Source organism: Bradyrhizobium liaoningense (assembly GCF_018130825.1).
Taxonomy (GTDB): Bacteria; Pseudomonadota; Alphaproteobacteria; order Rhizobiales; family Xanthobacteraceae; genus Bradyrhizobium; species Bradyrhizobium liaoningense_B.
In genome coordinates this window covers 1,753,779-1,776,626 of the sequence record NZ_JAFCJS010000001.1, presented here as the reverse complement: position 1 = coordinate 1,776,626, position 22,848 = coordinate 1,753,779, and the positions used below count along the sequence as shown (strand labels likewise).

Below are 22,848 nucleotides of genomic sequence, written 5' to 3'. Positions count from 1 at the left end.
GCTGCCGCGTCCACCGCAAGCCCGGCTCGCGACAATGACGACCTCATGATCGCCCCTCAAGGATGAGCCGGGATGGGCCACACATACGACAAATCCGAATTTCGATAAAGCGGAATATTTTCGCCGACCGGGATTGACAGCCGGGCGACACAATTCGGTCCCGTAGCCCGGATGGAACTACAAGAGCAAGGAAGCAACAAAAAAGGCGGCGCAAAGCACCGCCCTTCTGCAAAATCCGGAAGTGGATCTGACCGACGAACTACGGCCGCTCGATACGACCGGTATCAGTAGCCCGGATCGTAATAATAGGGACTGCCGCCGTAGTAGCCCTGGCCGCCGTAGTAAGGACGCGGGCCGTAATAATAGCGGTTCTCATAATAGTCGCGGCGCCGCTGCTCGGCGATCACTCCGCCGATGATGCCCGCCGCTGCGCCCATGAAGGCGAGACCTGCGGCGTTCGGTCCACGCCGGTAGTAGTGGCGACGACGGGCTGCGCTGAAATCAGTGACGTCGGAGGAGGCCTGACCTGCGTTTGCGGGCGCCGCCTGTGCCGGCCGAGGGGCTGCCGCAGCCGAGGGCGATACCGAGGTTGCGAGCACCGCCAGGCCAGCGCACGCAGCCAGGACGGTGTTGCGGCCGGCTGCGGAAATCACGAGTCTGCTCATTTTGACTTTCCTCTGTTTTCGCCCAAACACATCCATGCAAACCGTCCGCAACGCCCAAACCGCTGAATTGGTTTCAGGATCGCGGCGATCTGCCACGCTTTGAACGATTGTAAACCGAACGATCCGATCCAGCTTGCGCCACTCAACCTGAGCGGATAATGAACAGCCGCGCCGTTTTTTCGGTCGCCGTAAGCGTTCACGTGAACCAACGCATCAACCGACGCCGTCGGGATCGATGCCAATTTTTGGGTTCAACGTGACTGACGCGTCCTATTCTTCAAGAGAAATCAGATGATTGCGGTTCGCAAACTGCCGGCGCGCTATGCGCCGATCGTGATGCCATTCGTGCTGTCCATCCTCATGACAGCCGTGGTGTCGGTCATTTCGACGCTGCGGAGCCTCGGCGCAACGCCGGCGTTCCTGGCCACCTGGCCCGGCGCCTGGGGGCTGTCATGGCTCGTCGCCTTCCCGACGCTGCTCGTGGTGCTTCCGCTGGTCCGCCGGATCGTGGCCTGCCTCGTCGCGTCCCCGTCCCAACCAGGTCGATAGAAGGCGCGGACGGCGGCGCACGCAGCCCGCCGTCCCGCCTCAACGCTTTACGACAACGCCCCCAGCACGCCGCGCGTCGCCTTGTCGATCTCCTCGACATAGCGGCGGCGGGCGAAGGTCTCGGTGAGGAAGCCGACCACCTTGCGGCTGTCGGTGGAATCGACCACCGCCAGCATCTCCGCTTCCGCTTCGTCGAACACCGCCATCGCGGATTTCACGTTCATTTCCGGAATCAGCACGATGTCGATCAGGCGGGCGAGCTCGATCACCTGGATGTCGTCGGCGATGGTGTCGAGATCGCTGGAGTACAGGTCGGGCAGCAAGACGAGGCCGACATATTCGTCCGCGTTGTTGACGATGACGATACCGGGCCGCGACCCCAGCGCGAATTCGCGGCGCACAGCCGCGATCGTCGTGGTCGACGGCACCTTGCCGACGTCGGAGCGCATCAGGCGCTCGACGGTGAGATTGCGCAGCCAGCCGACGTCGTTGGCGCTGCGGATGGTCTCGCCGCGCAGATGCAGGCGCCAGGTCGAGAAGGAGTGGCCGAACATGAAGCGCACGCAGATCGAGGTGACGATGCAGCCGGCCAGCACCACGGCGGTGACGTCGACATTGCGGGTCATCTCGAGCACGAGGAACGACATCGTCAGGGGCCCACCGACGATGGCGACGCCGAGCGTCGCCATGCCCGTCAGCATCGCCACCAGCGGATCGATCACGAAGTTCGGACTGATCAGTTCCAGCAGCTCGGCGAAGAATTTTCCGATCAGGCTGCCGACGAACAGCGAGGCGAAGAACAGGCCGCCGCGGAAGCCCGAGGCCAGCGAGATCAGGCACGCCGTCACTTTCAGGGCGATGATCAGCGCGATCAGGCCGATCGTCATGTCGTGAAACAGATCGAGCACCATGGCGCCGTGGCCGGCCGCCAGCACCTGCGGCGTGACAATCGCAAAGCCGCCGACGATGAGGCCGCCGAACACCGGACGCAGCCAGACCGGCAGCCAGGCGAACAGACGCTCGAACATCGGCGAGGAACGCATCACGGCAATGCCGACGCCGCTGGTGATGAGGGCGAGCCCGATCAGCGCCAGATATTGCTCGACGCCGACGGCGCTGACCTTGGGTATCTCCAATGAATACGGCGCGCCGCCGAGCCATTGCGCGGTCAGCGCGCCGGCGAGCGAGGCCGCCAGGATCGGCGCGGCGCTGCCGACCGAATAGACGCCGACGATCAGCTCGCAGGCGTAGAAGGCGCCGGTGATCGGCGCACCGAACGCGGCTGCAATCGCGGCGGCCGCACCGCAGCCGACCATCAGGCGCAGATCGTTGCGGCGCAGATTGAAGAACTTGCCGAGCAGCGAGGCGATGCCGGAGCCGATCTGGGTATAGCCGGCCTCGAGGCCGACCGACGCACCGCAGCCGTTGGAGATCAGCGTCTGGCTCGAGACCACCACGCTGTCGCGCATCGAGAGATTGCCGCCGCGCAGCGCGTTGGCCTCGATAGGGTCGACCGCGTTGGAGATCTTCATCCGCCGCCGCGACCATTCCATGATGCCGAGCGCCAACCCGCCGAGCGCAGGTGCGAGCAGCGCGGCCCAAGGGCTCACGCGCGCATTGGCCGAGAGGCGAACGTCGACGGGAATGCCGTAGATCACCACATGGGCGATCTGGGCGATCTCGGCCATCAGCGTCACGACGGCGCCGGCGAGCGTGCCGATCACGAGCGCCAGCGGGATCAGGTAGAATTCGTTGCTGCGCAGCAGCGCGCGCAGCCGAACCATGGTGCGGTTGGTTCCCTTGCGATCGACGAGATGCCTGATCCGTACGAACACCTTTTGCCCGCCCTACCCTTCCGACAGGCCGTAGCCGGCCATGCGCTGGCGGACCCGTTCGATCTCGTCACTGGAAAGCAGCGGCGGTTGTCCGATCTGAAGACAGCCGTGATATTGCCGCGCCAGCGTCTCGACCTCGACGGCGAGCCACATCGCCTTGTCCAGCGTCCTGCCGATCGCGATCATGCCGTGATGGTCGAGCAGGCAGGCGAGCCGTCCCTCCAGCGCCCGCACCGCATGTTCGGACAGTTCCTCCGTTCCGAAGGTGGCATAGGGCGCGCAGCGGATGCTGTCGCCGCCGGCAGCAGCAATCATGTAGTGCACGGGCGGGATCGCCATGCCCATGATCGCCAGGATGGTGCAATAGGTCGGATGGGCGTGGACGACGGCGTTGACGTCGGGCCGCGACTTCAGGATGTCGCGATGGAAGCGCCACTCGCTGGACGGCTTTTGCTGGCGCGCGTGCGAGCCGTCCATCGCCATGAACACGATCTGGTCCGGCGTCATGGCGTCATAGGGTACGCTGGTCGGCGTGACCAGAAGCCCGTCCGCATGCCGGACACTGATATTGCCTGAGGTACCCTGGTTGATGCCGAGCGCGTTCATGCGGCGACAGGCGTCGATGATGGCCTGTCTCTTGGCGAGCTCGTCCGCTGTCATCGACATCCCGATTTCCTGGCGCTGGTGAAGGGGAAGTACGTCAAAGCAACATGGCAGTGCAAGCGAAAGCGACCGGTCCGTCCGCCATCTGGACGGCGCGCGCGCTCTTTCTCGAAATAGACCGTAAAATCAACGAATTAACAGATTGTCGCAGGCCTACGCCAGGCTCGCCCGGACAGCCGCAACGCCGTTGATCACGAACTGCACCGAATAGGCCGCGAGCAGCATGCCGAGCACACGCGAGAGCACCGCGTTTCCGGTGCGCCCGAGGGTGCGGGCGATCAGGCTCGCGGAGAGAAAGCAGAGCATGCAGAGCAGGCAAACCGCGAGCACGATCGCGATGATGATCACAAGCCTCGCACCGTAGCCGGCGTCGCCCGACAGGAGCAGCGTGGTCGCGATCGCGCCGGGGCCGGCCATCATGGGGATGGCCAGGGGAAACACCGCGACGTCGGACGCGTGCTCCGAGGTCGCCTTGTCGGCCTCGCGGGCCTCGCGATGCGGACGATCGCCGAAGATCATCTGGTAGGAGACGCCGAACAGCAGCAGCCCGCCGGCGATCTGGAAGGCGGGGATGCCGATCCCGAGCTGGCGCAGCAGCCAGTTTCCGACCAGCGCGATCACGACCAGGATCGAGGCCGCGATCAGCGGCGCGCGCAGCGCGATCGTCCGCTTGACCTTGTCGGGCATGCCGGAAGTCGCGGCCAGGAACGCCGGCGCAAGGCCGACCGGATCGACCACCAGCAGCAGCGTCACGAAGGCGGACAGGGCGAAGTCGAGCATTGGAAAGCGTCTCTGGCGTAGCTCAGGCAGGAAGCCATAGCGGCTCGCGGCCGCCTTCGCGAGGAACATTTGCCGATCCCGACTCTTGATCGCCTGAGGATCGAGGAAGGGCATGCCTTCCCGTGTCATCTCGAGAGGAGGACCAATGGCCAAACGAGCGAAGAAACGCACGAGCAAGAAGACCGCGGCGCGCCGGCCGCGTCAGGCGCCGAAGATGCTCAGCGACCTGTTCCTGGCAACGCTGAAGGACATCTATTTCGCCGAGAACAAGATCATCAAGACCCTGCCCAAGATGGCCAAGGCCGCGCAGTCGAAGGACCTCACCGCTGCCTTCAACAAGCATCTGCGCGAGACCCAGGGTCAGGTCAAACGTCTCGACCAGATCTTCAAGATGCTGGGCAAGCCCGCACGCGGCAAGCCCTGCGAGGCCATCAACGGCATCGCGGACGAGGGCGCCGAGATCATGAAGGAGTTCAAGGGAGCCCCCGCCCTCGACGCCGGCCTGCTTGCAGCGGCGCAATCGGTCGAGCATTACGAGATCTCCCGCTACGGCACGCTGCGCACCTGGGCCGAGGAGCTCGGCATGCAGGACGCAGCAAGGCTGCTCCAGGAGACGCTGGACGAGGAAGAGGCGACCGATCGCTCGCTGACGGAGCTTGCCACCTCCGTCATCAACCTCGAAGCGGAAGACGAGTATCGCGCCGCTGCCTGATGCTGCGCCGCGCTCTCACGACAGAACGCCGCGGCCGAGCCGCGGCGTTCGCTTGTTGGATCGCACGATGGCGCATGGCACGTCAGCGCCACTGCACTGGATTTCCCGGGAACCAGCCCCATATGCAGGCTTTCCCAGCCCCGAGTCCGCATCATGCAACCCAAAAATCCCCTCGACTGGATGCTGTCCGAAGCCCTGGACTCGCTGACCCGCGCCGAACGGCTGCGGCACCAGTTCGGCCGCCAGGAAGCCTGCTGGGAGCCGCCGATCGACGTGCTCGAGACCGAGCATGAGCTTTTGATCCTGGTCGCGCTTCCCGGCGTCAATCCGGACAATGTCGAGACGGTCATCCATGACGGCGTGCTCGTGATCTCCGGCCAGCGCACGCTGCCGCCGGAGCTTCGCAACGCCCGCATCCACCGGCTCGAGCTGCCACAGGGCCGCTTCGAGCGGCGCATCGCGCTCCCCCTCGGCCGCTACGCCATCAGCCGCTTCGTGATGGACGGCTGCGTCGCACTGCGCCTCGCCAAATCCTGAGGTCGATCATGGCCACCGAACAGATGAATAACGCACAGACCAATTCCCAAAACGGCTCGGACGTGAAGATCCCCGAGGACGCGCTGATCATCATTCCCGTGCGCGAGATGGTGCTGTTCCCCGGCGCCATCGCGCCGATCGCGATCGGCCGGGCGAAGTCCATCGCCGCCGCGCAGCAGGCGCTGCGCGAGCAGCGGCCGGTCGGCATCGTCCTGCAGCGCAGCCCCGAGATCGAGGAGCCCGGGCCGGACGACCTCTACCGCGTCGCGACCATCGCCAACATCGTGCGCTACATCACCGCGCCCGACGGCACCCATCACATCGTCTGCCAGGGCGTGCAACGCGCGCGCATCCTCGACTTCCTGCCGGGGACGCCGTTCCCGGCCGCGCGGATCCAGCAGATCCCCGAGCCGACCACGAGCTCGCCCGAGATCGAGGCGCGGGCGCTGAACCTGCAGCGCCAGGCGATCGAGGCGATCGAGCTGCTGCCGCAAGCGCCGCCCGAGCTGGTTGGGATGTTCCAGGGCACCACCGCGCCCGGCGCGCTGGCGGACCTGGCGACGTCGTTTATGGACATCAAGCCGCAGGACAAGCAGGAGGTGCTGGAGACCATCGACCTCGCCTTGCGCGTCGAGAAGGTGTCGAAGCACCTGGCCGAGCGGCTGGAGGTGCTGCGCATCAGCAACGAGATCGGCCAGAAAACCCGCGCCACGTTCGACGAGCGGCAGCGCGAGGCGATCCTGCGCGAGCAGATGGCAACCATCCAGCGTCAGCTCGGCGAAGGCGACGGCAAGGCGGCCGAGGTCACCGAGCTGACCGCCGCCATCGCCAAGGCCAACATGCCGCCGGAAGCGGAGGCGCACGCCAAGAAGGAGCTGCGCCGCTACGAGCGCATGCCCGAGGCCGCCGGCGAAGCCGGCATGGTCCGCACCTATCTCGACTGGCTGATCGAGCTGCCCTGGGCGCTGCCCGCGGAGAAGCCGATCGACATCAAGGAGGCGCGGCGCATCCTGGACGCCGATCATTTCGGCCTGGAGAAGATCAAGAGCCGGATCATCGAATATCTGGCGGTGCGCAAGCTCGCCCCGCAGGGCAAGGCCCCGATCCTGTGCTTCGTCGGCCCGCCCGGCGTCGGCAAGACCTCGCTCGGCCAGTCCATCGCCCGTGCGATGGATCGCCCCTTCGTGCGCGTCAGCTTAGGCGGCGTGCATGACGAGGCCGAGATCCGCGGTCACCGGCGCACCTATATCGGCGCGCTGCCCGGCAACATCATCCAGGGCATCAAGAAGGCGGGCAGCCGCAACTGCGTCATGATGCTGGACGAGATCGACAAGATGGGCCGTGGCGTGCAGGGCGATCCCTCCGCTGCCATGCTGGAGGTGCTCGACCCCGAGCAGAACGGGACGTTCCGGGACAACTACCTGGGCGTGCCCTTCGATCTGTCGCGCGTCGTCTTCATCGCGACCGCCAACATGCTGGACCAGATTCCGGGTCCGCTGCTGGACCGCATGGAGCTGATCAGCCTCGCCGGTTACACCGAGGACGAGAAGCTGGAGATCGCGCGGCGCTATCTGGTGCGACGGCAGCTGGAGGCCAATGGCCTCTCGGCCGAGCAGGCCGAGATCGAGCCGGAGGCCTTGAAGCTGATCGTCAAGGGCTACACCCGCGAAGCCGGCGTGCGCAACCTCGAGCGCGAGATCGGAAAAGTGTTCCGGCATGCCGCGGTGCAGGTCGCCGAAGGCACCGCTGCGAAGGTCGTGGTGACGACGAAGGACATCGGCACCGTGCTCGGCCAGCCGCGCTTCGAGGGCGAGATCGCGCAGCGCACCAGCATTCCGGGCGTGGCCACCGGCCTTGCCTGGACACCGGTCGGCGGCGACATCCTGTTCATCGAGGCCTCGCGCGTGCCCGGCCGCGGCGGCATGATCCTGACCGGCCAGCTCGGCGAGGTCATGCGCGAGAGCGTGCAGGCGGCGCTGACGCTGGTGAAGAGCAAGGCGCCGCAGCTCGGCATCGATCAGTCGGTGTTCGAGAAGAGCGACATCCACGTTCACGTCCCCGCGGGTGCAACCCCGAAGGACGGGCCGAGCGCGGGTGTGGCGATGTTCACGGCGCTGACGTCCCTGCTCACCAACCGTACGGTGCGCAGCGACACCGCGATGACCGGCGAGATCTCGCTGCGCGGCCTGGTGCTGCCGGTCGGCGGCATCAAGGAGAAGGTGGTGGCTGCGGCCGCTGCCGGGCTGAAGCGGGTGATGCTGCCGGCGCGCAACAAGCGGGACTATGACGACATCCCGAAGAGCGCGCGGGACAACCTCGAATTCATCTGGCTTGAGCGCGTCGACGAGGCCATCGCCGCAGCGCTCGAGCCGGCGGAAGCCCAAGCCGGTGCGAAGGTCGAAGCGGCGGAGTGATGCGATGAAGAAACTGCTGGAGAAGGCCAAGAGATCACGCAAGACGCAGCGGCTGCGCCAGCTGCTCGATCGCGCCATCGACCGGGTTCGCGATGCGCTCGCAGGCCCCGGGCCGCGGCTTCAGCCGATCCCGGTCCGGGTGAAGCGCCGCAAGGGTTGAGCCCCTCCGTCTCAAGCCCCCGCGGCTGCCCCAAATAAAAGGCCCCCTCGTTGCGAGGGGGCCTTTGCGTTTATCAGGCCACGGCGTCCTTGGCAGCCTTGACCGGGCGGGCGCGGACGATCTTCCGGGCCGGCTTGGCCTTGAACATCATCTCTTCACCCGTGAACGGGTTGGTGCCCTTGCGCGCCTTGGTCGCGGGCTTCTTGATGACCACGAACTTGGCGAAGCCCGGCACCAGGAACAGGCCGTTCTTCTTGAGCTCCTTGTGGCCGACGTCGGTCAGCGTCTCCATGACGCTCTTGACGTCGCGCTTGGAAAGCTCGGTGGCGGTCGCAATCTTTTCGATCAACTGCGATTTGGACATTTGGGCTGGCATCGTGTCTCCTCTGATTCGTTGCCGGTTGCATATTAGACCAAGCGGCGAAGGCCTATAGCCTTCTGCACAGTTTTGTCGCGATTTTACGGGCTTTTTTGGCCCCCTGTGGCAAAAAACCCTGCTTTTTAGCTACTTCCGGAGCGAAAGAAGCCTCGGGCAGCGGATTTTACCTTGTTTCAAAGGCCCGCACGCAGCCTTGCTAAAGCTGATTCGCGGCTTTCGACAAGCGACGACCGGCCTCTTTATGCGAGGAGGGGTGCGTTTCACCCTAGAAAATAAGGGTTGGATCGCACTGCAACCGCTCTCTCTCCCCGTTTTCACGGGGAGAGATGAAGAGAAGACAGCTAGACGCGCTCGATGATAATGGCGGGCGCCATGCCGCCGGCGGCGCACATGGTGACGAGACCGCGCTTCAAATCGCGCCGCTCGAGTTCGTCGAGCACGGTGCCGATCAGGATCGAGCCGGTCGCGCCGATGGGATGGCCGAGCGCAATCGAGCCGCCATTGACGTTGACCTTGGCGCGGTCGAGCTTGAGGTCGCGGATATATTTTTCCGCCACCACCGCAAAGGCCTCGTTGATCTCGAACAGATCGATGTCGTCGATGGAGAGGCCTGCCTTCGCCAGCACCTTGCGCGTCGCCGGCACCGGCGCGTTCAGCATCAGGGTCGGCGAATCCCCCATATTCGCCATCGCCACCACGCGGGCGCGCGCTTTAAGGCCATGCGCCCTGGCATAGGCGGGCGACGCCAGCAGGATCGCGGCGGCGCCGTCGACGACGCCGGACGAGTTGCCGGCGTGATGCACGAAGTCGATCTTCAGATCCGGATATTTCTGCAGGATCAGGCCGCGATAGGTCGTGCCCTTGTCGTCGAGCGCATAGTCGGCAATCGCTGGAAACGCCGGCTTCAGGCTGCTGAGGCCCTCCATCGTGGTCTGCGGCCGCGGATATTCTTCATGGTCGAGCGCGAGGCTGCCGTCCTCGCGGTGCACCGGCACGAGGCTCTTCTTGAAATGGCCGTTCGCCATCGCATGCGCGGCGCGCTTCTGGCTTTCGAGCCCGAGCGCGTCGACGTCATGTCGCGTGATGCCTTCGAGAGTCGCGATCGCGTCGGCGCAGACGCCCTGATGCGACTGCGGATGCCTTGCCCGCAGGCGCAGATTGCCGCTGTCCATCATCATCGGACCGCCGCCGCGCCGCCCCTCCATCGACATCATCTCGCAGCCGCCGGCGATGACGAGGTCTTCGGCGCCCGCCATGATCGAGGAGGCCGCCATGTTGACGCTGGTGATGCCGGAGCCACAGAAGCGATCCAGCGTCACCGCGCTGGCGCGCACGTCATAGCCGGCATCGAGCGCCGACATGCGGCCGAGATCGCCGCTTTGCGTTGCGACCTGCGCGCTGCAGCCCCAGACGATGTCGTCGACATCGGCGGTATTGATGCCGGTGCGGTCGGCGAGCGCACGCAGCACGGTTGCACCGAGCTGCTGCGGATGAATGCCCGACAGTGCTCCCTTGCCGGCCTTGCCGACGCCTCGCGGGGTGCGGCAGGCATCGATGATCAGCGCGTCGGTCATGGGCGTTGTCCTCTTGTTATGAGTGTTGAGGACGGTTTTGAATCAGGGGGAGAGTGGAGTCAATGTGGCGCGGCCTTCCTTCGCCTCTCCCCGCCTGCGGGGAGAGGCCGGATTTTACGCGCAGCGGAAAATCCGGGTGAGGGGGAGCTTCGGCAAGGACGGTGACAGATGGACTCGCGGAGAGAGCCCCTCATCCCTGCCCTCTCCCCGTAAGAACGGGAGAGGGAGAAGAGTTACACCCCCGCGGCGTTCTTCGCGATCACGTTGCGATAGAAGCTCGCGCTGAGCTTGGGCGTGCGGACCTGGGTGTCGAAGTTGACGTGGTAGAGGCCGAAGCGCTTGCTGAGGCCGAACACCCATTCGAAATTGTCCATCAGGCTCCAGAGGAAATAGCCGCGCACCGGTACGCCCTCGGCGGTGGCGCGCTGCAGCTGGGCGAGATAGTTGCGCAGGTACATGATGCGGTCGGTGTCGTAGATCTTGCCGTCGGGCGTGACCACGTCGTCACCGGAGGTACCGTTCTCGGTGATGTAGATCGCATCCGTCTTCCAGATCTTGGCCGCGAGCTTCGGCACCCAGTACATCGTCTCGGGCGCGATGCGCAGCCAGTCCGAGCTCATGTGCGGGAACGATTTCGGGATCGGCAGCGGCATGAAGCCCGCGCCCTCCTGCGACGGCACCACATAGTTCTGCGGCGCGTAGATGTTGAGGCCGAGGAAGTCGACCGGCGAGGAGATGATCTTCAGCTCGGCGTCGGTGTATTTCGGCGCGTCGGCGCCGGCATATTTCAGGAAGGCGTCGGTATACTGACCCGTCATGATGACGTTGAGATAGCCGGCATTCATCTCGCGCAGCGCGATCTCGGCGGCGCGGACATGCTCGGGCGTATCGATCGCGGGAACGCAGACGTCGATATTCTCGGCAGGTCCGACCCTCGTGCCGTGACGGCCATGGGCCCGCACCGCCTGCACCGCGATCCCATGTGCGAGCGCGCTGTTGTGCCTGACCTGGTTGACCTCTCGTTGCGGCAGCGTCACGCCGGGCGCGTCGATGCCGAGGCCGTAGCCGAACTGCACGAAGCGGCCGCTCTCGTTCAGCGTGAACACGTTCTTGACCCGGTCCGTCAGGTGCTCGGCGACATAGGCCGCATAGTCGCCGAAGATCTTGCAGGTCTCGGTCGAGCGCCAGCCGCCGAAGCGGTCCTGCAGCGATTGCGGCAGGTCCCAATGATAGAGCGTCGCCCACGGCTCGATGCCGTTCCTGAGCAGCTCGTCGATGAGCCGATTGTAGAAGTCGAGCCCATTGGCGTTCGGCTTGCCGTCGCCATCCGGAAACACCCGCGGCCAGGCGATCGAGAAGCGATAGGCCTTGCAGCCGAGCTCCTTGATGAGCGCGATGTCCTCCTTGTAACGATGGTAGTGCTCGTTGGCGCGGTCGCCGGTCGAGCCGTCCTCGATCTTGCCGGGAATGCGCACGAACTTGTCCCAGATCGAGGCCCCTCGCCCGCCCTCGTTGACCGCGCCCTCGACCTGGTAGGACGAGGTCGCCGTGCCCCAGACGAAGCCCGTCGGAAAGCCGGTGTCGCTACGCGGCGCCGCTGCTGCGGGTTTGGCGTCGGCGCCGTCCAGAGGATTTGCGATTGCTGCCGCGGACAATCCCGCCAGCGCGGCAAACTGGCGACGCGAGACCTTGTCCGACATGTGATGCTGCTCCCGAGGAGTTGTTGCAGCCGCACAATGACCGGTCGCGGGCAATTTGAGAAGCAGTGGAGGCAGAAGTTGACGATGCAAAAATGCAGAAGAGCGCCCCGCACCGCAGCGCTCTATTCAGGCTCGATGCCGAGCCCCTGGATAATCTTGCCGGACGAGGCGAGCTGGTCGTCGAGGAAGCGCTTTGCACCCGCAGGCGTCACCGCATCGCCAATACGGACATCGAAGCCGAGGGTGGGCGCGCGCTCGCGCACCTCGGACGATTCCAGGGCGCGTGCAATCTCGGCACTCAGTTTTTCGACGATGTCGGCGGGCGTGCCGACCGGCGCCATGAACATGAACCAGCCCTGGAGATCGACGCTCTGCAGCGTCTCCGCGATCGCGGGAACGTCCGGCAGGGACTCGATCCGCCTGGCTCCGGCAGCGGCGACCGGTCGAAGCGTCCCTGCCTTGACGAAGGCCTCGGCGATGGATGCCGCCTGGATCGTCACCTGGATACGGCCTGAGATGGCGTCCTGCACCGCATTCGTGGTCGTGTTGTAGGGGATGAGGACAAAGCTGGTTCCGGCGTTCTTGTTGATGGCTTGAGCAATCAGGCCCGAGAGGTTGCGCGCACCGTCGACGGCGAGGCTTAGCGAACCCGGTGCCGATTTTTCCAGCTTGATCAATTCCGGCAGCGTATTGGCCTTCACCTCGGGATTGACGAGAAGGACGTGATTGCTTTTGGCCACCATCGCGACGGGCACGAAGTCCTTCACGGGATCATAGGGAAGCTTCTTGAACGTATAGGGATTGGTGACGAGCGCGGCCGATGTGGCGAACAGGAACGTGTAGCCGTCCGGAGCCGCACGGGCGACCGCCTGCGTGCCGACGAGGTTTGCGGCACCCGGACGATTCTCGACGACGAACTGCTGTCCGAAGGCCCGCGAGAGCTTTTCGGTGATGAGGCGACACATCACGTCCGGGCTGTTGCCCGCCGGCTGCGGCACGACGACGGTCACCGGTCTCTGCGGCCACGACTGCGCCAAGGCCGGAAGAGAGAAGCAAAGTGCAAAGCCGGCGAGCAGCAGGCGACGCGATAGTCCGGACATGGTGTTTCTCCCTGGAGATGCCGCTTTGCGGGCCTTTATTGGTCGCTCGCAGGCCGCAGCCGTCGCCGGCTGCGGCCGCTCGATCAGGCTTCGTCTGCGACGACATTCCTGAGCACGCCGAGGCGTTCGACCTCGATCTCGACGACATCGCCGGGCTTCATCCAGAGCGGCGGCTCGCGCCGTGAACCGACGCCCCCCGGCGTTCCGCTGACGATGACGTCGCCGGGCTCGAGCCGGGTGAAGGTCGAGCAGTATTCGATCTGGCGCGGGATATCGAAGATCATCTGCTTGATCAGCGCTTCCTGCATGACCTGTCCATTGAGGCGGGTCTGGAGCTTGAGCTCACTGAGCGGGCCGAGCTCGTCCGGCGTCATCATCCAGGGCCCGAATGCGCCGGTATCCGGAAAATTCTTGCCCGGCGTGAATTGATGCGTATGACGCTGGAAATCGCGGATGCTGCCGTCATTGTAGCAGGAATAGCCCACGACGTGGTTCATGGCGTCCGCGCGGGAGATGTAGCGGCCCGCCTTGCCGATGATGACCGCGAGCTCGCCTTCGAAATCGAGGTGGGTCGAGACGCGCGGCCGCACGATCGGCTGCAGATGTCCGGTCTGGCTGTTGGCATAGCGCGAGAAGATGGTGGGATGTTCGACCTCGGCGCGGCCGGTCTCCTTGCGGTGGGTCTCGTAATTCAGGCCCACGCAGAGGATCTTGTCGGGGTTCGGGATGACCGGCAGCCAAATGACTTTTGAGGTCGGAACGGCGGCGGCGGAGGACTTTGCATCCGCAACGCCGGCGAAGCCGGCGCCGATGGCAGCCTTGAGATCGGCATAGCGCGCTTTGAGCGTAGCGCCGACATCAAAGAAGGTCTCGCCTTCGACAATGCCCCAGGTGGTGCGGCCGTCGATCGCTACGGTGGCTAGTTTCACGGGGTTCTCTCCATTTTCAGATCGGGAATTTTGTCTTGCTCGGCCGGAATGTCGCGACGACGCAAATCGATCTCGGCTAAGAGCTCGCCGAGCTCGGTGGCATTGCGCGCGGTTCCGAAGACATAATGGTCGGGCCGAACGATCGCGGCGATGACGGCGTGACGGTCGAACCAATTCGCGAGTACGCCCTCGGTCTCTTCGAGCGCATTCGGCAGCCCTGCGCCGGCAGGCGCGACTACCGCTGGCGATAGGTCCGGGCGCGCGGTGCAGAGCGAGAGCATCGAAGCGGCATCATTGCTGCGGCCGTCGATCAACACGCGCCAGCCGACACCGGTCACTTCGTCCAGCAAGCGGGTCGTACGGCCGCTCGCGATGCGCGGTTGCGGAAACAGCGTGCCGCGCGCCGGCATCTCGTGGTGTGACAGACATCCTGCGCGGAGCGGCGGAATGATTTCCTGCCGCGTCAGGAGCAGCGGCTTGCCGCCGCCATCGGCCAGGATTTGCGCATCGCGCCGGCGGGCGGCCGCCGGATCGCGCTCGCAGATCGACTGGCCGATCGCCTTGATCTTGCCGGTCAGCTCGATGACGTGCTGCTTGCGTTCAATTGTGTAGCTGTCGAGCAGGCTGTCGGAGGAGACGCCCTTGAGCACCCGATCCAGCTTCCAGACGAGGTTCGTGGCATCGCGAAGGCCCTGGCACATGCCCTGGCCGATGAAGGGAGGCTGCTGATGCGCGGCATCGCCGGCGATCAGGATCCTGCCGTTGCGCCAATCGGCGGCAACGAGGGCGTGGAAGCGATAGGAGGCCGCCCGCCACAATTCCCCGTCATTTGGTGTGAGCCAGGGCGCGAGCAGCTTCCAGACATTGTCGGGCCGCTCCATCTGCCGCGCATCTTCGCCCGGCAGCAGCATGATCTCCCAGCGGCGATGGTTCTTCGGGCCGATCAGGAAGCTCACGGGACGCGCCGGATTGCAGAACTGCGCGGAGCATTGTGGCAGGCGGGCAAGCGCGTTCTCGTTTACGCGCACGTCGACCACCAGCCAGGGTTCATCGAAGATGAGATCCTCGAGCGCGAGACCTGCGATCTGACGCACGGTGCTCGATGCGCCATCGCAGCCGAGCACGTAGCGCGCCGTCACGGAACGGTGCCGTCCATCGCTGTCCTTCAAACGCGCCTCGACGCGATCGGGCGTTTGCACGAGATCGAGCAGCTCGACGCCGAGCTCGGCCCGCACGTTGGAAAAGCCCGTCGCGTGGCGGCGCAGCCCGGCCTCGACCGCGGGCTGGCTGAACACCATGCTCGGCGTGTAGCCGAGCGGATAGGGTTTTGCGACCATGTCGATGCGGCGGATCAACTGGCCGTCGACGCCAAAATGCTCCGATGCGGTGAAAGGCTCGATATAGGGCGAGATCGCATCAGTGAGCCCCATATTGTCGAAGTGACGGAAAATTTCGTGATCGAGCGCGATCGCGCGCGGCTTGTCGTACACGTCGGTCAGCCGGTCGATGACCAGCGTGCGATGACCGAGGCGGCCGAGCCGGCCTGCGGCAACGGCGCCGGTCGGTCCGAAGCCGACGACGAGCACGTCGTAGTCGATGGCACCGGCCGTGTCCGTCATGCGCGCGGCGCCCCGAAGGGAACGGCAAGCTGCGCCGCTTTACAGGCCTCCGATTTCGGCGGGGCGATGCCCCACTGATCGGTTCGTCCCGGAGGCCAGACCCAGTCGCTCGGTCCTTTCGCGACGTAGCTGTCGTCGATCTGCAGGACCTCGGCGGTGTATTCGATCACGGCACCTGCCGGATCGACGAAGTAGGCGAACACGTTGTCGCCCGGGCCGTGACGGCCGACGCCCCAGCCAATGGGATAACCGTGGTCCACCATGCGGCCGGAGCCGCGCATGACGGACTCCAGATCAGGCATGAGGAAAGCCACGTGGTTGAGACCGCTGCGAGGGGCCTCCGCAAGCACGATCGCGTGGTGATCGCTGTTGCAGCACAGGAACGCCATCAGCTTGGATCGATCCGACAGCCGGAATCCCAGGATCTCCTGATAGAATGCGGAGAGCTTTTCGATGTCGGCGCTGTTGATGTTGACGTGCGCCAGCCGCTCGGGGCGATCGGCGATCACGCGCGCCGGCCTGGTGCGATCGCCATGAACGAACTCGATGACGCATCCCTGCGCTTCGCGAACCACGAAACTTGTCCCGCCCGACGGCGCCGGCGACGGTGCGGGTGGACTGATCACCTCACAGCCGGCTTGCCGCGCACGCGCGAACAGGCGGCGCAGATCATCGTGCGAGCGGGCGCGGAAGCTGATCTTGCGGAGCGATGTCGCCTCGCCCGGCGTGAGCTCGAGGACGTGGAAGTCGCTGCCCGTCGCGGCAAGGTACACCGTGCCGTCCGCTTCCGCCGCGACGTCGAGGCCCCAGACCTTGCTGTAGAACTCGACCGAGCCGGCAAGCTGCGGCGTCGTGATTTCGACGCTGCGCAGGGCCGTCACCGGAAAGTCGGACATTGGGTTTCCTTGGTCAGGAAAGGCGAACGTCACCTCATTAATATGTACAAAATCTCACGTAAAGCAAAAATTTATAAATAGTTGGCTCTAGATCTGCTAATGTACATAAGTGCTGGAGATTCTGATGGATGCCCCATGAGCACTGACCTGCCCAGCCAGAGGGTGGACCAGCCGGCAACGCTGGCGACCACGATCTACGCGCGCCTCAAGGCCGACATCCTGACAACGCGGCTCGAGCCCGGACGCAAGCTGCAGTCGCGCTTCCTGATGGAGCAGTACAATGTCGGACAGACCCCGCTGCGCGAGGCGCTCAACCGCCTGACCACCGAAGAGTTCGTCGTCGGCATGGAGCAGCGCGGCTTCTATGTGAAGGAGGTCAGCAAGGAAGAGCTCCAGGAGCTGACCAAGACGCGGTGCTGGGTCGAGGGTCTGGCGCTACGCGAGTCCATGCAGAATGCCACCCAAGCCTGGGAAGAGGCTCTGCTGGTTGCACATCACCGGCTCGATCGTACGCCGCGCTCGCTCAAGCCCGACACATTCGAGGACAATCCGGATTGGGAGAAGGTGCACCGCGCCTTCCACGCGACGCTGATCGGACTTTGCGGTTCACGCCCCCTGCTCGGCTTCTGCGAGCAGCTCGCCGACCGGCTCTATCGATATCGCATGATGTCGATTGCAAAGGCCTATCCCGCGCGCAAGGTCGGTGCCGAGCACAGCGATATCCTCCAGGCGGTTCTCGCCAGGGACAGCGAGCAGGCCGTGCGTCTGCTTCAGCAGCACTATCAGCGCACCGCCGACGTCATCTATTCCGATCTCGACGGATTGCTGGCGTAGCTTCGTCTTGGAGACATGGAGCACGCTGCAGTCAGCGCGGGCGCTTCGGCAGCTTTGGAAGCTTGCCGGGATCGAACGCCGGCACCCGCTCGGTTTGCTCGGACGCCGGCGGCTGCTGCTCCGTCAGAATGAGCGTACCATGGAGAACCATTCCCGGCACTTGTTGTGCCGTCGCCGTGTAGGTCGCGATCTTGCCAGGGCAGCTGCCCTCGATGTCCAGCGTCAGCTCGTCCTCGATACCGAAGACCGTTGCACGTCCGTCGGTATGACGCTTCGTCGACACGGTTGCGGTGAAGCGATCTCCGTCCACCTTGCAGGAGCCGTGATAGGTCATCAGGCTGTCGCGGCCCCAGATCTGGCCATCCGCGACATGCACAATCCCGGTGCCCTGATCGATCGGCGTCTTGTACCAAGCCGCGTAGGTGCCGTCCTTCAGCATGGGAGCAGTCTCCCCTTGGTAGTCCCACACCAACAATCCGCATGAACAGCGCTAAGGAAGCGTTAATCACGCGGCCCGTGACAATCCGGGACGTCCCTGCGCAGCTCCTCTTCAAGCTCCTCGATGATGCTGTGAAGCAGGCACGCGGCAAGCGGGTCGGTGACTTCCCGCTCCAAACGCCGGTAACGCGCGATCTGGAATTCCCGCTCTTTCAACTGGCGCTCTGTCATCAGATGGGCCCTCCGACGAAATGACGCGGAGACAGCCCGGCAGTTTCGTTAAAGTTTTCGGATCTTTTGACATGGTTTCCCACCGGTAAAGAAAACATGGCACGCCTGTGACGCCGACACGCGCGCGCATTCCGCGACGCCGGTTCGCTAGCTCGAGGGCGGTTTTCTACCGCCGCACGCCGACGCGATTGACGCCGCCGTTCAGATTGGTTGCGCTCGCCGTGCCGGCGCGCACCGCAGCGCGGGCCACGGGACGCGGCCGGAGCACGACGCCGGCCCGGGCGACGCAGCTCGGCGGATAATCGATGTACTGGCAATAGACCACCGCTTCGGCCGGCGTCGGACTGAGCGTGAGGCTTGCCAGTCCCAACAGAGCGCTGGCTGCGAGGCCTGCAGCTGTCGCGGACTTGATCGAACGATGCTTGCTGCGATGCATGATGTCCTCCTCATGACGCATGCGAACCGATAGGCGGCGGGAGTTGCCACACGCCCCCAGTAAGACGTGATCATCAGGGGATCGACGCCGTTGATCTAGATCAACGGCGGAGCCATGCCTGGGCCGGGTCCATCACGCGACAGGAATTGGACGCCGAATGATCATGTCCTCTTTTCCTCACCTGCCCGGCCCGCCAACGCGCGACTGACCAGTTTGTCGGAAGCGTCCATCAGTGCGGCCGCATAGGACGGCTCCGTGGACGACGGGCTCGGCAGGATGGCCTTGGCCTTGTTGTCGAACATCGCGCCGCTGCGGCCGTCGAGATCGCGCGACACCAGGAGCGGTATCAAGCGCTCGGCATAAACGTCCGGTTCGACCATCATGAAGCTGGCGAGCCATTCCACGACGGCGAAAAGCGCGCGCGGGCCGAGCAGATTGGCGCGGATGTTGGTCTTGACGAAGCCCGGGTTGAGACCGAACACGTCGATACCGGGGAAGCGCCTGGCTGCATCGAGGGCAAGCACCTCGTTTCCGGCCACGGTGTTCGAGTGCGCCGCGAAGCGTTTGTAGCTCCGCTCCGAGTTCAAATCGTCGACGTTCGCCCTCTGATCCGTGCCCGGGAATCCCACGACGAAGATCCGGGGCCTCATGTCGGTCCCGGCGCGATCCTTGCCGAGACGCGGAGCGATCTCGTTCAGGATGACGAGGCGGCTCAGATAGCTGACGGCAAGATCGCGTTCGATGCCTTCCGATGTCACCTCGCGTTTGGGGCCGGCCATGATGCCGGTCGTGAAGACAACAATGTCGATGTTTCCGGCGGGCAGCGCGGCGCCGATCCGCTTCGCCTCGCGCATCGAGCCGAGGTCGGCCTTCATGAAGGTGATGCGCGGCACCTCCTGATCGCGGAAGGTCTGACCGACGACCAGGACATTCGCGCCCCTGGCCGCAAGCTGCTGGCTGAGTGCCCGACCGATCCCGCCGGTCCCGCCGATTACCGCGACATTCACACCAGTGAGCCGGAGGCTGTCGAGCGACGGCAAGCTCACGTTCAGGCTCTTGTCCAATTCCACGCGTTTCACTTCAGGTGCCTTCCGCAAGCATTGATGAATATGAGCGCTCCGCACCGCCGCGGCGGTGCAGCGCCGGTAAATGTGGTGACCGGCCTCAGACGGCGGCAGCCGCGTCCCATGCCGGATAGTCGGTGTACCCGCGGGCATCGCCGCCGAAGAACGTCCGCCGATCGGCCTCGTTCAGCGGCGCACCGGATTTCAGGCGCGCGAGAAAATCGGGATTCGCCAGGATCATCTGGCCGTACGCTTCCAGATCGGCCAGCCCCGCAGCGACGTCGGAACCGATGCGATCGCGCGGACGGCCCGGCCGGTTCACGATCAGCTTGCCGCGCCACAGTCGGCGGAGGTCGGCGAGCAGGTGATCGTCGCCCTGATGCATGATGTGAAGATAGGCGAGCGAGAGCTTGTCGAGCTCGGCGACCAGATGGCGATAGAGGTCCGGTCCCTCGGCGCCTTCGTCGATGCCCCACATCGTGATGCCCGGCGACAGGCGGATCGCTGTGTTGTCCGCGCCGATCTCCGCGGCGATGGCGGCCGCAACCTCGACGGCGAAACGTGCACGGTTTTCGATCGAGCCGCCATACGCGTCGATCCGGGTGTTCGCGCTCGGCGCGATGAACTGCTGGACCAGATACCCGTTCGCACCGTGGATCTCGACGCCATCAGCGCCCGCCGCCATGGCGTGACGCGCGGCATCGCGGAAGTCGGCGACGGTCTGGCGCACCTCGTCGGTCGTGAGAGCTCGTGGCTGCGGGATATCCTGCATGCCCTTCGGCGTGAACATCGGTGTGTTAGGCGCGATCGCGGACGGGGCCACACCCTGGCGGTGATGCGGCGTGTTGTCGGGATGCGACATGCGTCCGGCATGCATGAGCTGGATGTAGATGTGTCCGCCCTTGGCGTGCACGGCGTCGGTCACCTTGCGCCAACCGACGACATGCGCGGGCGTGTAGATGCCCGGCGTCGTCATGTAGCCCTGCCCGTCATCGGACGGCTGGGTGCCCTCGGTGACGATCAGGCCAACTCCGGCGCGCTGCGCGTAATATTCGGCGGCGAGGCTGCCGGGAACGCCATCGGCGTCGGCGCGAGAGCGCGTCATAGGCGCCATGACCAGGCGGTTGGGAAGGTCTAGTCCGCCGACGCGGACGGGACTGAAGAGCGAATTCACGGCGAGTTCCTTCTCGATGATGCTGAGAAGGAAGATGGAGCTTCCACCTGATGGAATAAATGCCGTATGATGGAACAAATTGATCCATATATGGAATAATTCCATGGAGCTGTTGAATGACATGGCGCTCTTCGTGGAGGTCGCGAAGGCCAGAAGCTTCCGGGGCGCCGCCGCGACCCTCGACATGCCCAACTCGACCCTGTCGCGACGGATCAGCCTCTTGGAGAAGGAAATCGGGCTTCGCCTGCTGAACCGGACGACGCGCCGGATCGAATTGACCGAAGCCGGCCAGCTCTATTTCGAGCGCTGCAAGCGCATCGTCGACGAAGCGCGCCTCGCGCACGAGCAGCTCGGCGAGATGCTGGCGCAGCCGAGCGGACTGCTGCGCGTTTCACTGCCGGTAGACTTCGCGAACACCTATCTCGCGCCGCTGATCACCGAATTCGCGCAGCACTATCCCGGGATCGATTTCGAATTCGACCTGACGCCGCGACGCGTCGACCTCGTTTCCGAGCCGTACGATCTGGCGATCCGCGTCGGGGAATCCGAGGCCTCGCATATGATCGCGCGGCCGCTCGCGCGCCTGCACGGCTATCTCTACGCCTCGCCGCGCTATCTCGAACTCAGCGGCGAGCCGCGCGAACCAGCCGACCTCGCGCGCCATCAATGCCTTTGTCAGACGAGAGTGAGCACCTGGACGCTGCAGAGCGGAACGCAAACGGTCGATGCCGATGTCGACGGCCGCTTTCATCTCAACAGCATCGGCATGCTCCGCCGCCTCGCTACGCTCGACATGGGCATTGCGTTCATGCCGCAGGAAATCGTAGCCGACGAAGTTGCAGCCGGCCGGCTGCGCCGCATCATGCCGCAATGGCAGGGCCAGCCCATGACCATCTACGCCGTCACCGAGACCAGACTGCTTCCGGCCAAGACGCAACGCTTCATCGAATTTTTGAGAGAACGGCTGAGCCGGGGGTAAACCCGCTCCGGCTCCTGGCTTGTCAATTGCGCGGCAAATTCATCTTCAAGAAAACGAAAATCCAACGGAATCCGCGATCTCACGGCACCTCGCCGCTCCTGCGACTCTCGCCGATGCTGTGCGGCTTGTTGAGGAAGAACTCCCGATTGCCGAGAGCTGCTTCCGCGTATTGATCGATCGCGACCTGGATCGCCTCGACGTGCATGCGGCACCAGCCTTCGAGGCAGGACAGGCGCCGCGCGTGCTCGAGAGCTTTCAGGAACTCCGGCGGCTCCCGCATGTCGGAGAAGTAGGTCGGCCTCTCTCCCTTCATGCCCGCGCCACCTCCCTTGGCGGAACGAGGCGGCGCTTCTCGACACCGATGCGCGGCGGCGCCGGCCGCCGGCGTGGAACGAAGAGGCTGGCGACGACGATCGGATCGGTGTCCCCGAGAGCGGTCCGCTCCTGGACGAGCCCGCTCATCACGGTCCGCATCTTCATGACTTCCTCGGCCACGAAGGTGCAGTCCTCGTCCCGGTTGATTTGCTCATGCATGATGGCCTCGGCCTCACGCATGCTCACACGTAATGCCCTGATGATCTTACGGATTTCATTGATGCGGTTGTCCATGGCTCGCTCCTTGGCTGGACGTGCAGCATAAGAACAAATCATGAACATTGTGTCAATCAGTCGGAAGTAGAACCGGCCCGGCTCACGTCCCCTTACGGGAAGGGTCGCCGCGGCGAAAGTGAGCAGCCTCTCTAGGACGACAGGCGAAGCCAGACGTCCCTGCTCACCAGCGTACCGCTGGGCGTGGCGATCTCCATGTCCACGACATGCAAAGAGCCGGGCTCGTCGGCATAGATGTACCTGAGGTGCCACATGCGGCCGAGGTCCGGCGAAATGACGAAGTCGTCCAGTCCGTCGGTGATGGCCCTGATCGCCTCGCGGTGGGTCAAGGGCGCGGAAAACATCGCATCGATCAGGTTGGCGAGGCTCATGCCCTCGACGAGCATGAGGCGCGCGACCTCGTCACCGTAAACGTGTCGGAGCGCCGCAACGATCGCGGCGACGGCGTCCGGATTTTTCAATGACACGACAAAGCGAGCCTCCGGGCCCATGATGCCGGAGGCGGGATATTTTACGCAAGCTGTCTGCGCAGGGCTGTGCGAAGCCCTGAGCCGCCTCGCTCTCCGCCAGG

Annotated in this window: 26 protein-coding genes; 7 read left to right on the top strand and 19 right to left on the bottom strand. The window is 64.6% G+C overall.

Features of this window, described 5'->3' with window-relative positions; all coding sequences use genetic code 11:
* Window positions 1-284: 284 nt before the first annotated feature.
* Window positions 285-665 (bottom strand): hypothetical protein, encoded by a 381-nt coding sequence (locus tag JQ603_RS08665; protein ID WP_212338083.1) that lies wholly within the window; start codon window positions 663-665, stop codon window positions 285-287.
* Between the two features lie 291 nt (window positions 666-956).
* On the opposite strand from JQ603_RS08665, the gene JQ603_RS08660 reads away from it, so the two are divergent.
* A complete protein-coding gene (locus tag JQ603_RS08660) occupies window positions 957-1,214 on the top strand; it encodes a DUF2798 domain-containing protein (RefSeq protein WP_211409926.1) in 258 nt (85 codons plus the stop codon).
* 47 nt (window positions 1,215-1,261) lie between these two features.
* Here JQ603_RS08660 and JQ603_RS08655 read toward each other — a convergent pair whose 3' ends face one another.
* The 3 genes from JQ603_RS08655 to JQ603_RS08645 all read right to left on the bottom strand — a co-directional run bounded on the left by JQ603_RS08655 (window position 1,262) and on the right by JQ603_RS08645 (window position 4,492).
* Window positions 1,262-3,049, bottom strand: a complete 1,788-nt coding sequence (locus tag JQ603_RS08655) for a chloride channel protein (RefSeq protein WP_212338082.1) — start codon at window positions 3,047-3,049, stop codon at window positions 1,262-1,264.
* Between the two features lie 12 nt (window positions 3,050-3,061).
* The gene (locus JQ603_RS08650) at window positions 3,062-3,715 is read right to left on the bottom strand and encodes an L-fuculose-phosphate aldolase (protein WP_212338081.1); all 654 of its coding nucleotides are present in this window, start codon (window positions 3,713-3,715) and stop codon (window positions 3,062-3,064) included.
* Window positions 3,716-3,865: 150 nt separating this feature from the next.
* Entirely contained in the window at window positions 3,866-4,492 is a 627-nt protein-coding gene (locus JQ603_RS08645; RefSeq protein ID WP_212338275.1) for a MarC family protein, read from the bottom strand.
* 145 nt (window positions 4,493-4,637) lie between these two features.
* Between JQ603_RS08645 and JQ603_RS08640 the strand changes: the two genes are divergently transcribed.
* The 4 genes from JQ603_RS08640 (at window position 4,638) to JQ603_RS08625 (ending at window position 8,315) form a co-directional block, all read left to right on the top strand.
* Complete coding sequence (locus JQ603_RS08640; RefSeq protein WP_212338079.1) at window positions 4,638-5,204, top strand: ferritin-like domain-containing protein; 567 nt, start codon at window positions 4,638-4,640, stop codon at window positions 5,202-5,204.
* Window positions 5,205-5,357: 153 nt separating this feature from the next.
* Complete coding sequence (locus JQ603_RS08635; protein WP_018647936.1) at window positions 5,358-5,741, top strand: Hsp20/alpha crystallin family protein; 384 nt, start codon at window positions 5,358-5,360, stop codon at window positions 5,739-5,741.
* 8 nt (window positions 5,742-5,749) lie between these two features.
* Entirely contained in the window at window positions 5,750-8,155 is a 2,406-nt protein-coding gene (gene lon / locus JQ603_RS08630) for an endopeptidase La (protein ID WP_212338076.1), read from the top strand.
* Between the two features lie 4 nt (window positions 8,156-8,159).
* Entirely contained in the window at window positions 8,160-8,315 is a 156-nt protein-coding gene (locus JQ603_RS08625) for a hypothetical protein (protein ID WP_212338074.1), read from the top strand.
* Between the two features lie 73 nt (window positions 8,316-8,388).
* Here JQ603_RS08625 and JQ603_RS08620 read toward each other — a convergent pair whose 3' ends face one another.
* The 7 genes from JQ603_RS08620 to JQ603_RS08590 all read right to left on the bottom strand — a co-directional run bounded on the left by JQ603_RS08620 (window position 8,389) and on the right by JQ603_RS08590 (window position 16,512).
* Window positions 8,389-8,691, bottom strand: coding sequence for an HU family DNA-binding protein (locus tag JQ603_RS08620; RefSeq protein ID WP_008139488.1), 303 nt, complete (start codon window positions 8,689-8,691; stop codon window positions 8,389-8,391).
* Between the two features lie 344 nt (window positions 8,692-9,035).
* Entirely contained in the window at window positions 9,036-10,268 is a 1,233-nt protein-coding gene (locus tag JQ603_RS08615) for an acetyl-CoA C-acetyltransferase (RefSeq protein WP_212338072.1), read from the bottom strand.
* A 233-nt stretch (window positions 10,269-10,501) separates the two neighbouring features.
* A complete protein-coding gene (locus JQ603_RS08610; protein WP_212338070.1) occupies window positions 10,502-11,968 on the bottom strand; it encodes a GH1 family beta-glucosidase in 1,467 nt (488 codons plus the stop codon).
* A gap of 122 nt (window positions 11,969-12,090) precedes the next feature.
* Entirely contained in the window at window positions 12,091-13,068 is a 978-nt protein-coding gene (locus JQ603_RS08605; RefSeq protein WP_212338069.1) for a Bug family tripartite tricarboxylate transporter substrate binding protein, read from the bottom strand.
* 83 nt (window positions 13,069-13,151) lie between these two features.
* Window positions 13,152-13,997, bottom strand: a complete 846-nt coding sequence (locus JQ603_RS08600; RefSeq protein WP_212338068.1) for a fumarylacetoacetate hydrolase family protein — start codon at window positions 13,995-13,997, stop codon at window positions 13,152-13,154.
* The gene (locus JQ603_RS08595) at window positions 13,994-15,616 is read right to left on the bottom strand and encodes a bifunctional 3-(3-hydroxy-phenyl)propionate/3-hydroxycinnamic acid hydroxylase (RefSeq protein WP_212338067.1); all 1,623 of its coding nucleotides are present in this window, start codon (window positions 15,614-15,616) and stop codon (window positions 13,994-13,996) included. Before JQ603_RS08595 ends, JQ603_RS08600 begins: the two co-directional genes overlap by 4 nt.
* Window positions 15,613-16,512, bottom strand: coding sequence for a VOC family protein (locus tag JQ603_RS08590; RefSeq protein WP_212338066.1), 900 nt, complete (start codon window positions 16,510-16,512; stop codon window positions 15,613-15,615). Before JQ603_RS08590 ends, JQ603_RS08595 begins: the two co-directional genes overlap by 4 nt.
* A 135-nt stretch (window positions 16,513-16,647) precedes the next feature.
* On the opposite strand from JQ603_RS08590, the gene JQ603_RS08585 reads away from it, so the two are divergent.
* A complete protein-coding gene (locus JQ603_RS08585; RefSeq protein ID WP_212338064.1) occupies window positions 16,648-17,346 on the top strand; it encodes a GntR family transcriptional regulator in 699 nt (232 codons plus the stop codon).
* Between the two features lie 31 nt (window positions 17,347-17,377).
* Here JQ603_RS08585 and JQ603_RS08580 read toward each other — a convergent pair whose 3' ends face one another.
* The 5 genes from JQ603_RS08580 to JQ603_RS08560 form a co-directional block, all read right to left on the bottom strand.
* Window positions 17,378-17,785: a hypothetical protein gene (locus JQ603_RS08580; protein ID WP_212338062.1), complete on the bottom strand. Its 408-nt coding sequence runs from the start codon at window positions 17,783-17,785 to the stop codon at window positions 17,378-17,380.
* Between the two features lie 62 nt (window positions 17,786-17,847).
* Window positions 17,848-18,015, bottom strand: coding sequence for a hypothetical protein (locus JQ603_RS08575; RefSeq protein WP_212338060.1), 168 nt, complete (start codon window positions 18,013-18,015; stop codon window positions 17,848-17,850).
* 166 nt (window positions 18,016-18,181) lie between these two features.
* On the bottom strand, window positions 18,182-18,451 hold the full coding sequence (locus JQ603_RS08570) for a hypothetical protein (RefSeq protein ID WP_212338057.1): 270 nt from the start codon (window positions 18,449-18,451) through the stop codon (window positions 18,182-18,184).
* 161 nt (window positions 18,452-18,612) lie between these two features.
* A complete protein-coding gene (locus JQ603_RS08565) occupies window positions 18,613-19,668 on the bottom strand; it encodes an SDR family NAD(P)-dependent oxidoreductase (protein ID WP_212338054.1) in 1,056 nt (351 codons plus the stop codon).
* A complete protein-coding gene (locus tag JQ603_RS08560; RefSeq protein ID WP_245003517.1) occupies window positions 19,616-20,629 on the bottom strand; it encodes an alkene reductase in 1,014 nt (337 codons plus the stop codon). The genes JQ603_RS08565 and JQ603_RS08560 overlap by 53 nt, the downstream gene beginning before the upstream one ends.
* Window positions 20,630-20,792: 163 nt before the next feature.
* On the opposite strand from JQ603_RS08560, the gene JQ603_RS08555 reads away from it, so the two are divergent.
* Window positions 20,793-21,668: a LysR family transcriptional regulator gene (locus JQ603_RS08555; protein ID WP_212338048.1), complete on the top strand. Its 876-nt coding sequence runs from the start codon at window positions 20,793-20,795 to the stop codon at window positions 21,666-21,668.
* 79 nt (window positions 21,669-21,747) lie between these two features.
* On the opposite strand, the gene JQ603_RS08550 is transcribed toward JQ603_RS08555, so the two are convergent.
* The 3 genes from JQ603_RS08550 to JQ603_RS08540 form a co-directional block, all read right to left on the bottom strand.
* Window positions 21,748-21,981 carry a hypothetical protein gene (locus tag JQ603_RS08550; protein WP_183242239.1) on the bottom strand — a complete coding sequence of 78 codons (234 nt, stop codon included), beginning with the start codon at window positions 21,979-21,981 and terminating at the stop codon, window positions 21,748-21,750.
* The gene (locus JQ603_RS08545) at window positions 21,978-22,277 is read right to left on the bottom strand and encodes a hypothetical protein (RefSeq protein ID WP_212338045.1); all 300 of its coding nucleotides are present in this window, start codon (window positions 22,275-22,277) and stop codon (window positions 21,978-21,980) included. The genes JQ603_RS08550 and JQ603_RS08545 overlap by 4 nt, the downstream gene beginning before the upstream one ends.
* 131 nt (window positions 22,278-22,408) lie before the next feature.
* Window positions 22,409-22,768: a hypothetical protein gene (locus tag JQ603_RS08540; RefSeq protein WP_212338042.1), complete on the bottom strand. Its 360-nt coding sequence runs from the start codon at window positions 22,766-22,768 to the stop codon at window positions 22,409-22,411.
* Between the last annotated feature and the right edge of the window lie 80 nt (window positions 22,769-22,848).

Excerpts from the sequence above, each read along its gene's own strand:
- JQ603_RS08580 (WP_212338062.1), bottom strand. The coding sequence starts at position 17,785 with ATGCTGAAGGACGGCACCTACGCGGCTTGGTACAAGACGCCGATCGAT.
- JQ603_RS08615 (WP_212338072.1), bottom strand. The coding sequence starts at position 10,268 with ATGACCGACGCGCTGATCATCGATGCCTGCCGCACCCCGCGAGGCGTC.
- JQ603_RS08570 (WP_212338057.1), bottom strand. The coding sequence starts at position 18,451 with ATGCATCGCAGCAAGCATCGTTCGATCAAGTCCGCGACAGCTGCAGGC.
- JQ603_RS08610 (WP_212338070.1), bottom strand. The coding sequence starts at position 11,968 with ATGTCGGACAAGGTCTCGCGTCGCCAGTTTGCCGCGCTGGCGGGATTG.
- JQ603_RS08620 (WP_008139488.1), bottom strand. The coding sequence starts at position 8,691 with ATGCCAGCCCAAATGTCCAAATCGCAGTTGATCGAAAAGATTGCGACC.
- JQ603_RS08590 (WP_212338066.1), bottom strand. The coding sequence starts at position 16,512 with ATGTCCGACTTTCCGGTGACGGCCCTGCGCAGCGTCGAAATCACGACG.
- JQ603_RS08585 (WP_212338064.1), top strand. The coding sequence starts at position 16,648 with ATGAGCACTGACCTGCCCAGCCAGAGGGTGGACCAGCCGGCAACGCTG.
- JQ603_RS08665 (WP_212338083.1), bottom strand. The coding sequence starts at position 665 with ATGAGCAGACTCGTGATTTCCGCAGCCGGCCGCAACACCGTCCTGGCT.
- JQ603_RS08595 (WP_212338067.1), bottom strand. The coding sequence starts at position 15,616 with ATGACGGACACGGCCGGTGCCATCGACTACGACGTGCTCGTCGTCGGC.
- JQ603_RS08605 (WP_212338069.1), bottom strand. The coding sequence starts at position 13,068 with ATGTCCGGACTATCGCGTCGCCTGCTGCTCGCCGGCTTTGCACTTTGC.
- JQ603_RS08565 (WP_212338054.1), bottom strand. The coding sequence starts at position 19,668 with ATGCCCGCGGGTACACCGACTATCCGGCATGGGACGCGGCTGCCGCCG.
- lon (WP_212338076.1), top strand. The coding sequence starts at position 5,750 with ATGGCCACCGAACAGATGAATAACGCACAGACCAATTCCCAAAACGGC.
- JQ603_RS08545 (WP_212338045.1), bottom strand. The coding sequence starts at position 22,277 with ATGGACAACCGCATCAATGAAATCCGTAAGATCATCAGGGCATTACGT.
- JQ603_RS08550 (WP_183242239.1), bottom strand. The coding sequence starts at position 21,981 with ATGAAGGGAGAGAGGCCGACCTACTTCTCCGACATGCGGGAGCCGCCG.
- JQ603_RS08555 (WP_212338048.1), top strand. The coding sequence starts at position 20,793 with ATGGAGCTGTTGAATGACATGGCGCTCTTCGTGGAGGTCGCGAAGGCC.
- JQ603_RS08575 (WP_212338060.1), bottom strand. The coding sequence starts at position 18,015 with ATGACAGAGCGCCAGTTGAAAGAGCGGGAATTCCAGATCGCGCGTTAC.
- JQ603_RS08635 (WP_018647936.1), top strand. The coding sequence starts at position 5,358 with ATGCAACCCAAAAATCCCCTCGACTGGATGCTGTCCGAAGCCCTGGAC.
- JQ603_RS08640 (WP_212338079.1), top strand. The coding sequence starts at position 4,638 with ATGGCCAAACGAGCGAAGAAACGCACGAGCAAGAAGACCGCGGCGCGC.
- JQ603_RS08645 (WP_212338275.1), bottom strand. The coding sequence starts at position 4,492 with ATGCTCGACTTCGCCCTGTCCGCCTTCGTGACGCTGCTGCTGGTGGTC.
- JQ603_RS08625 (WP_212338074.1), top strand. The coding sequence starts at position 8,160 with ATGAAGAAACTGCTGGAGAAGGCCAAGAGATCACGCAAGACGCAGCGG.
- JQ603_RS08650 (WP_212338081.1), bottom strand. The coding sequence starts at position 3,715 with ATGTCGATGACAGCGGACGAGCTCGCCAAGAGACAGGCCATCATCGAC.
- JQ603_RS08660 (WP_211409926.1), top strand. The coding sequence starts at position 957 with ATGATTGCGGTTCGCAAACTGCCGGCGCGCTATGCGCCGATCGTGATG.
- JQ603_RS08560 (WP_245003517.1), bottom strand. The coding sequence starts at position 20,629 with ATGGCGCCTATGACGCGCTCTCGCGCCGACGCCGATGGCGTTCCCGGC.
- JQ603_RS08540 (WP_212338042.1), bottom strand. The coding sequence starts at position 22,768 with ATGGGCCCGGAGGCTCGCTTTGTCGTGTCATTGAAAAATCCGGACGCC.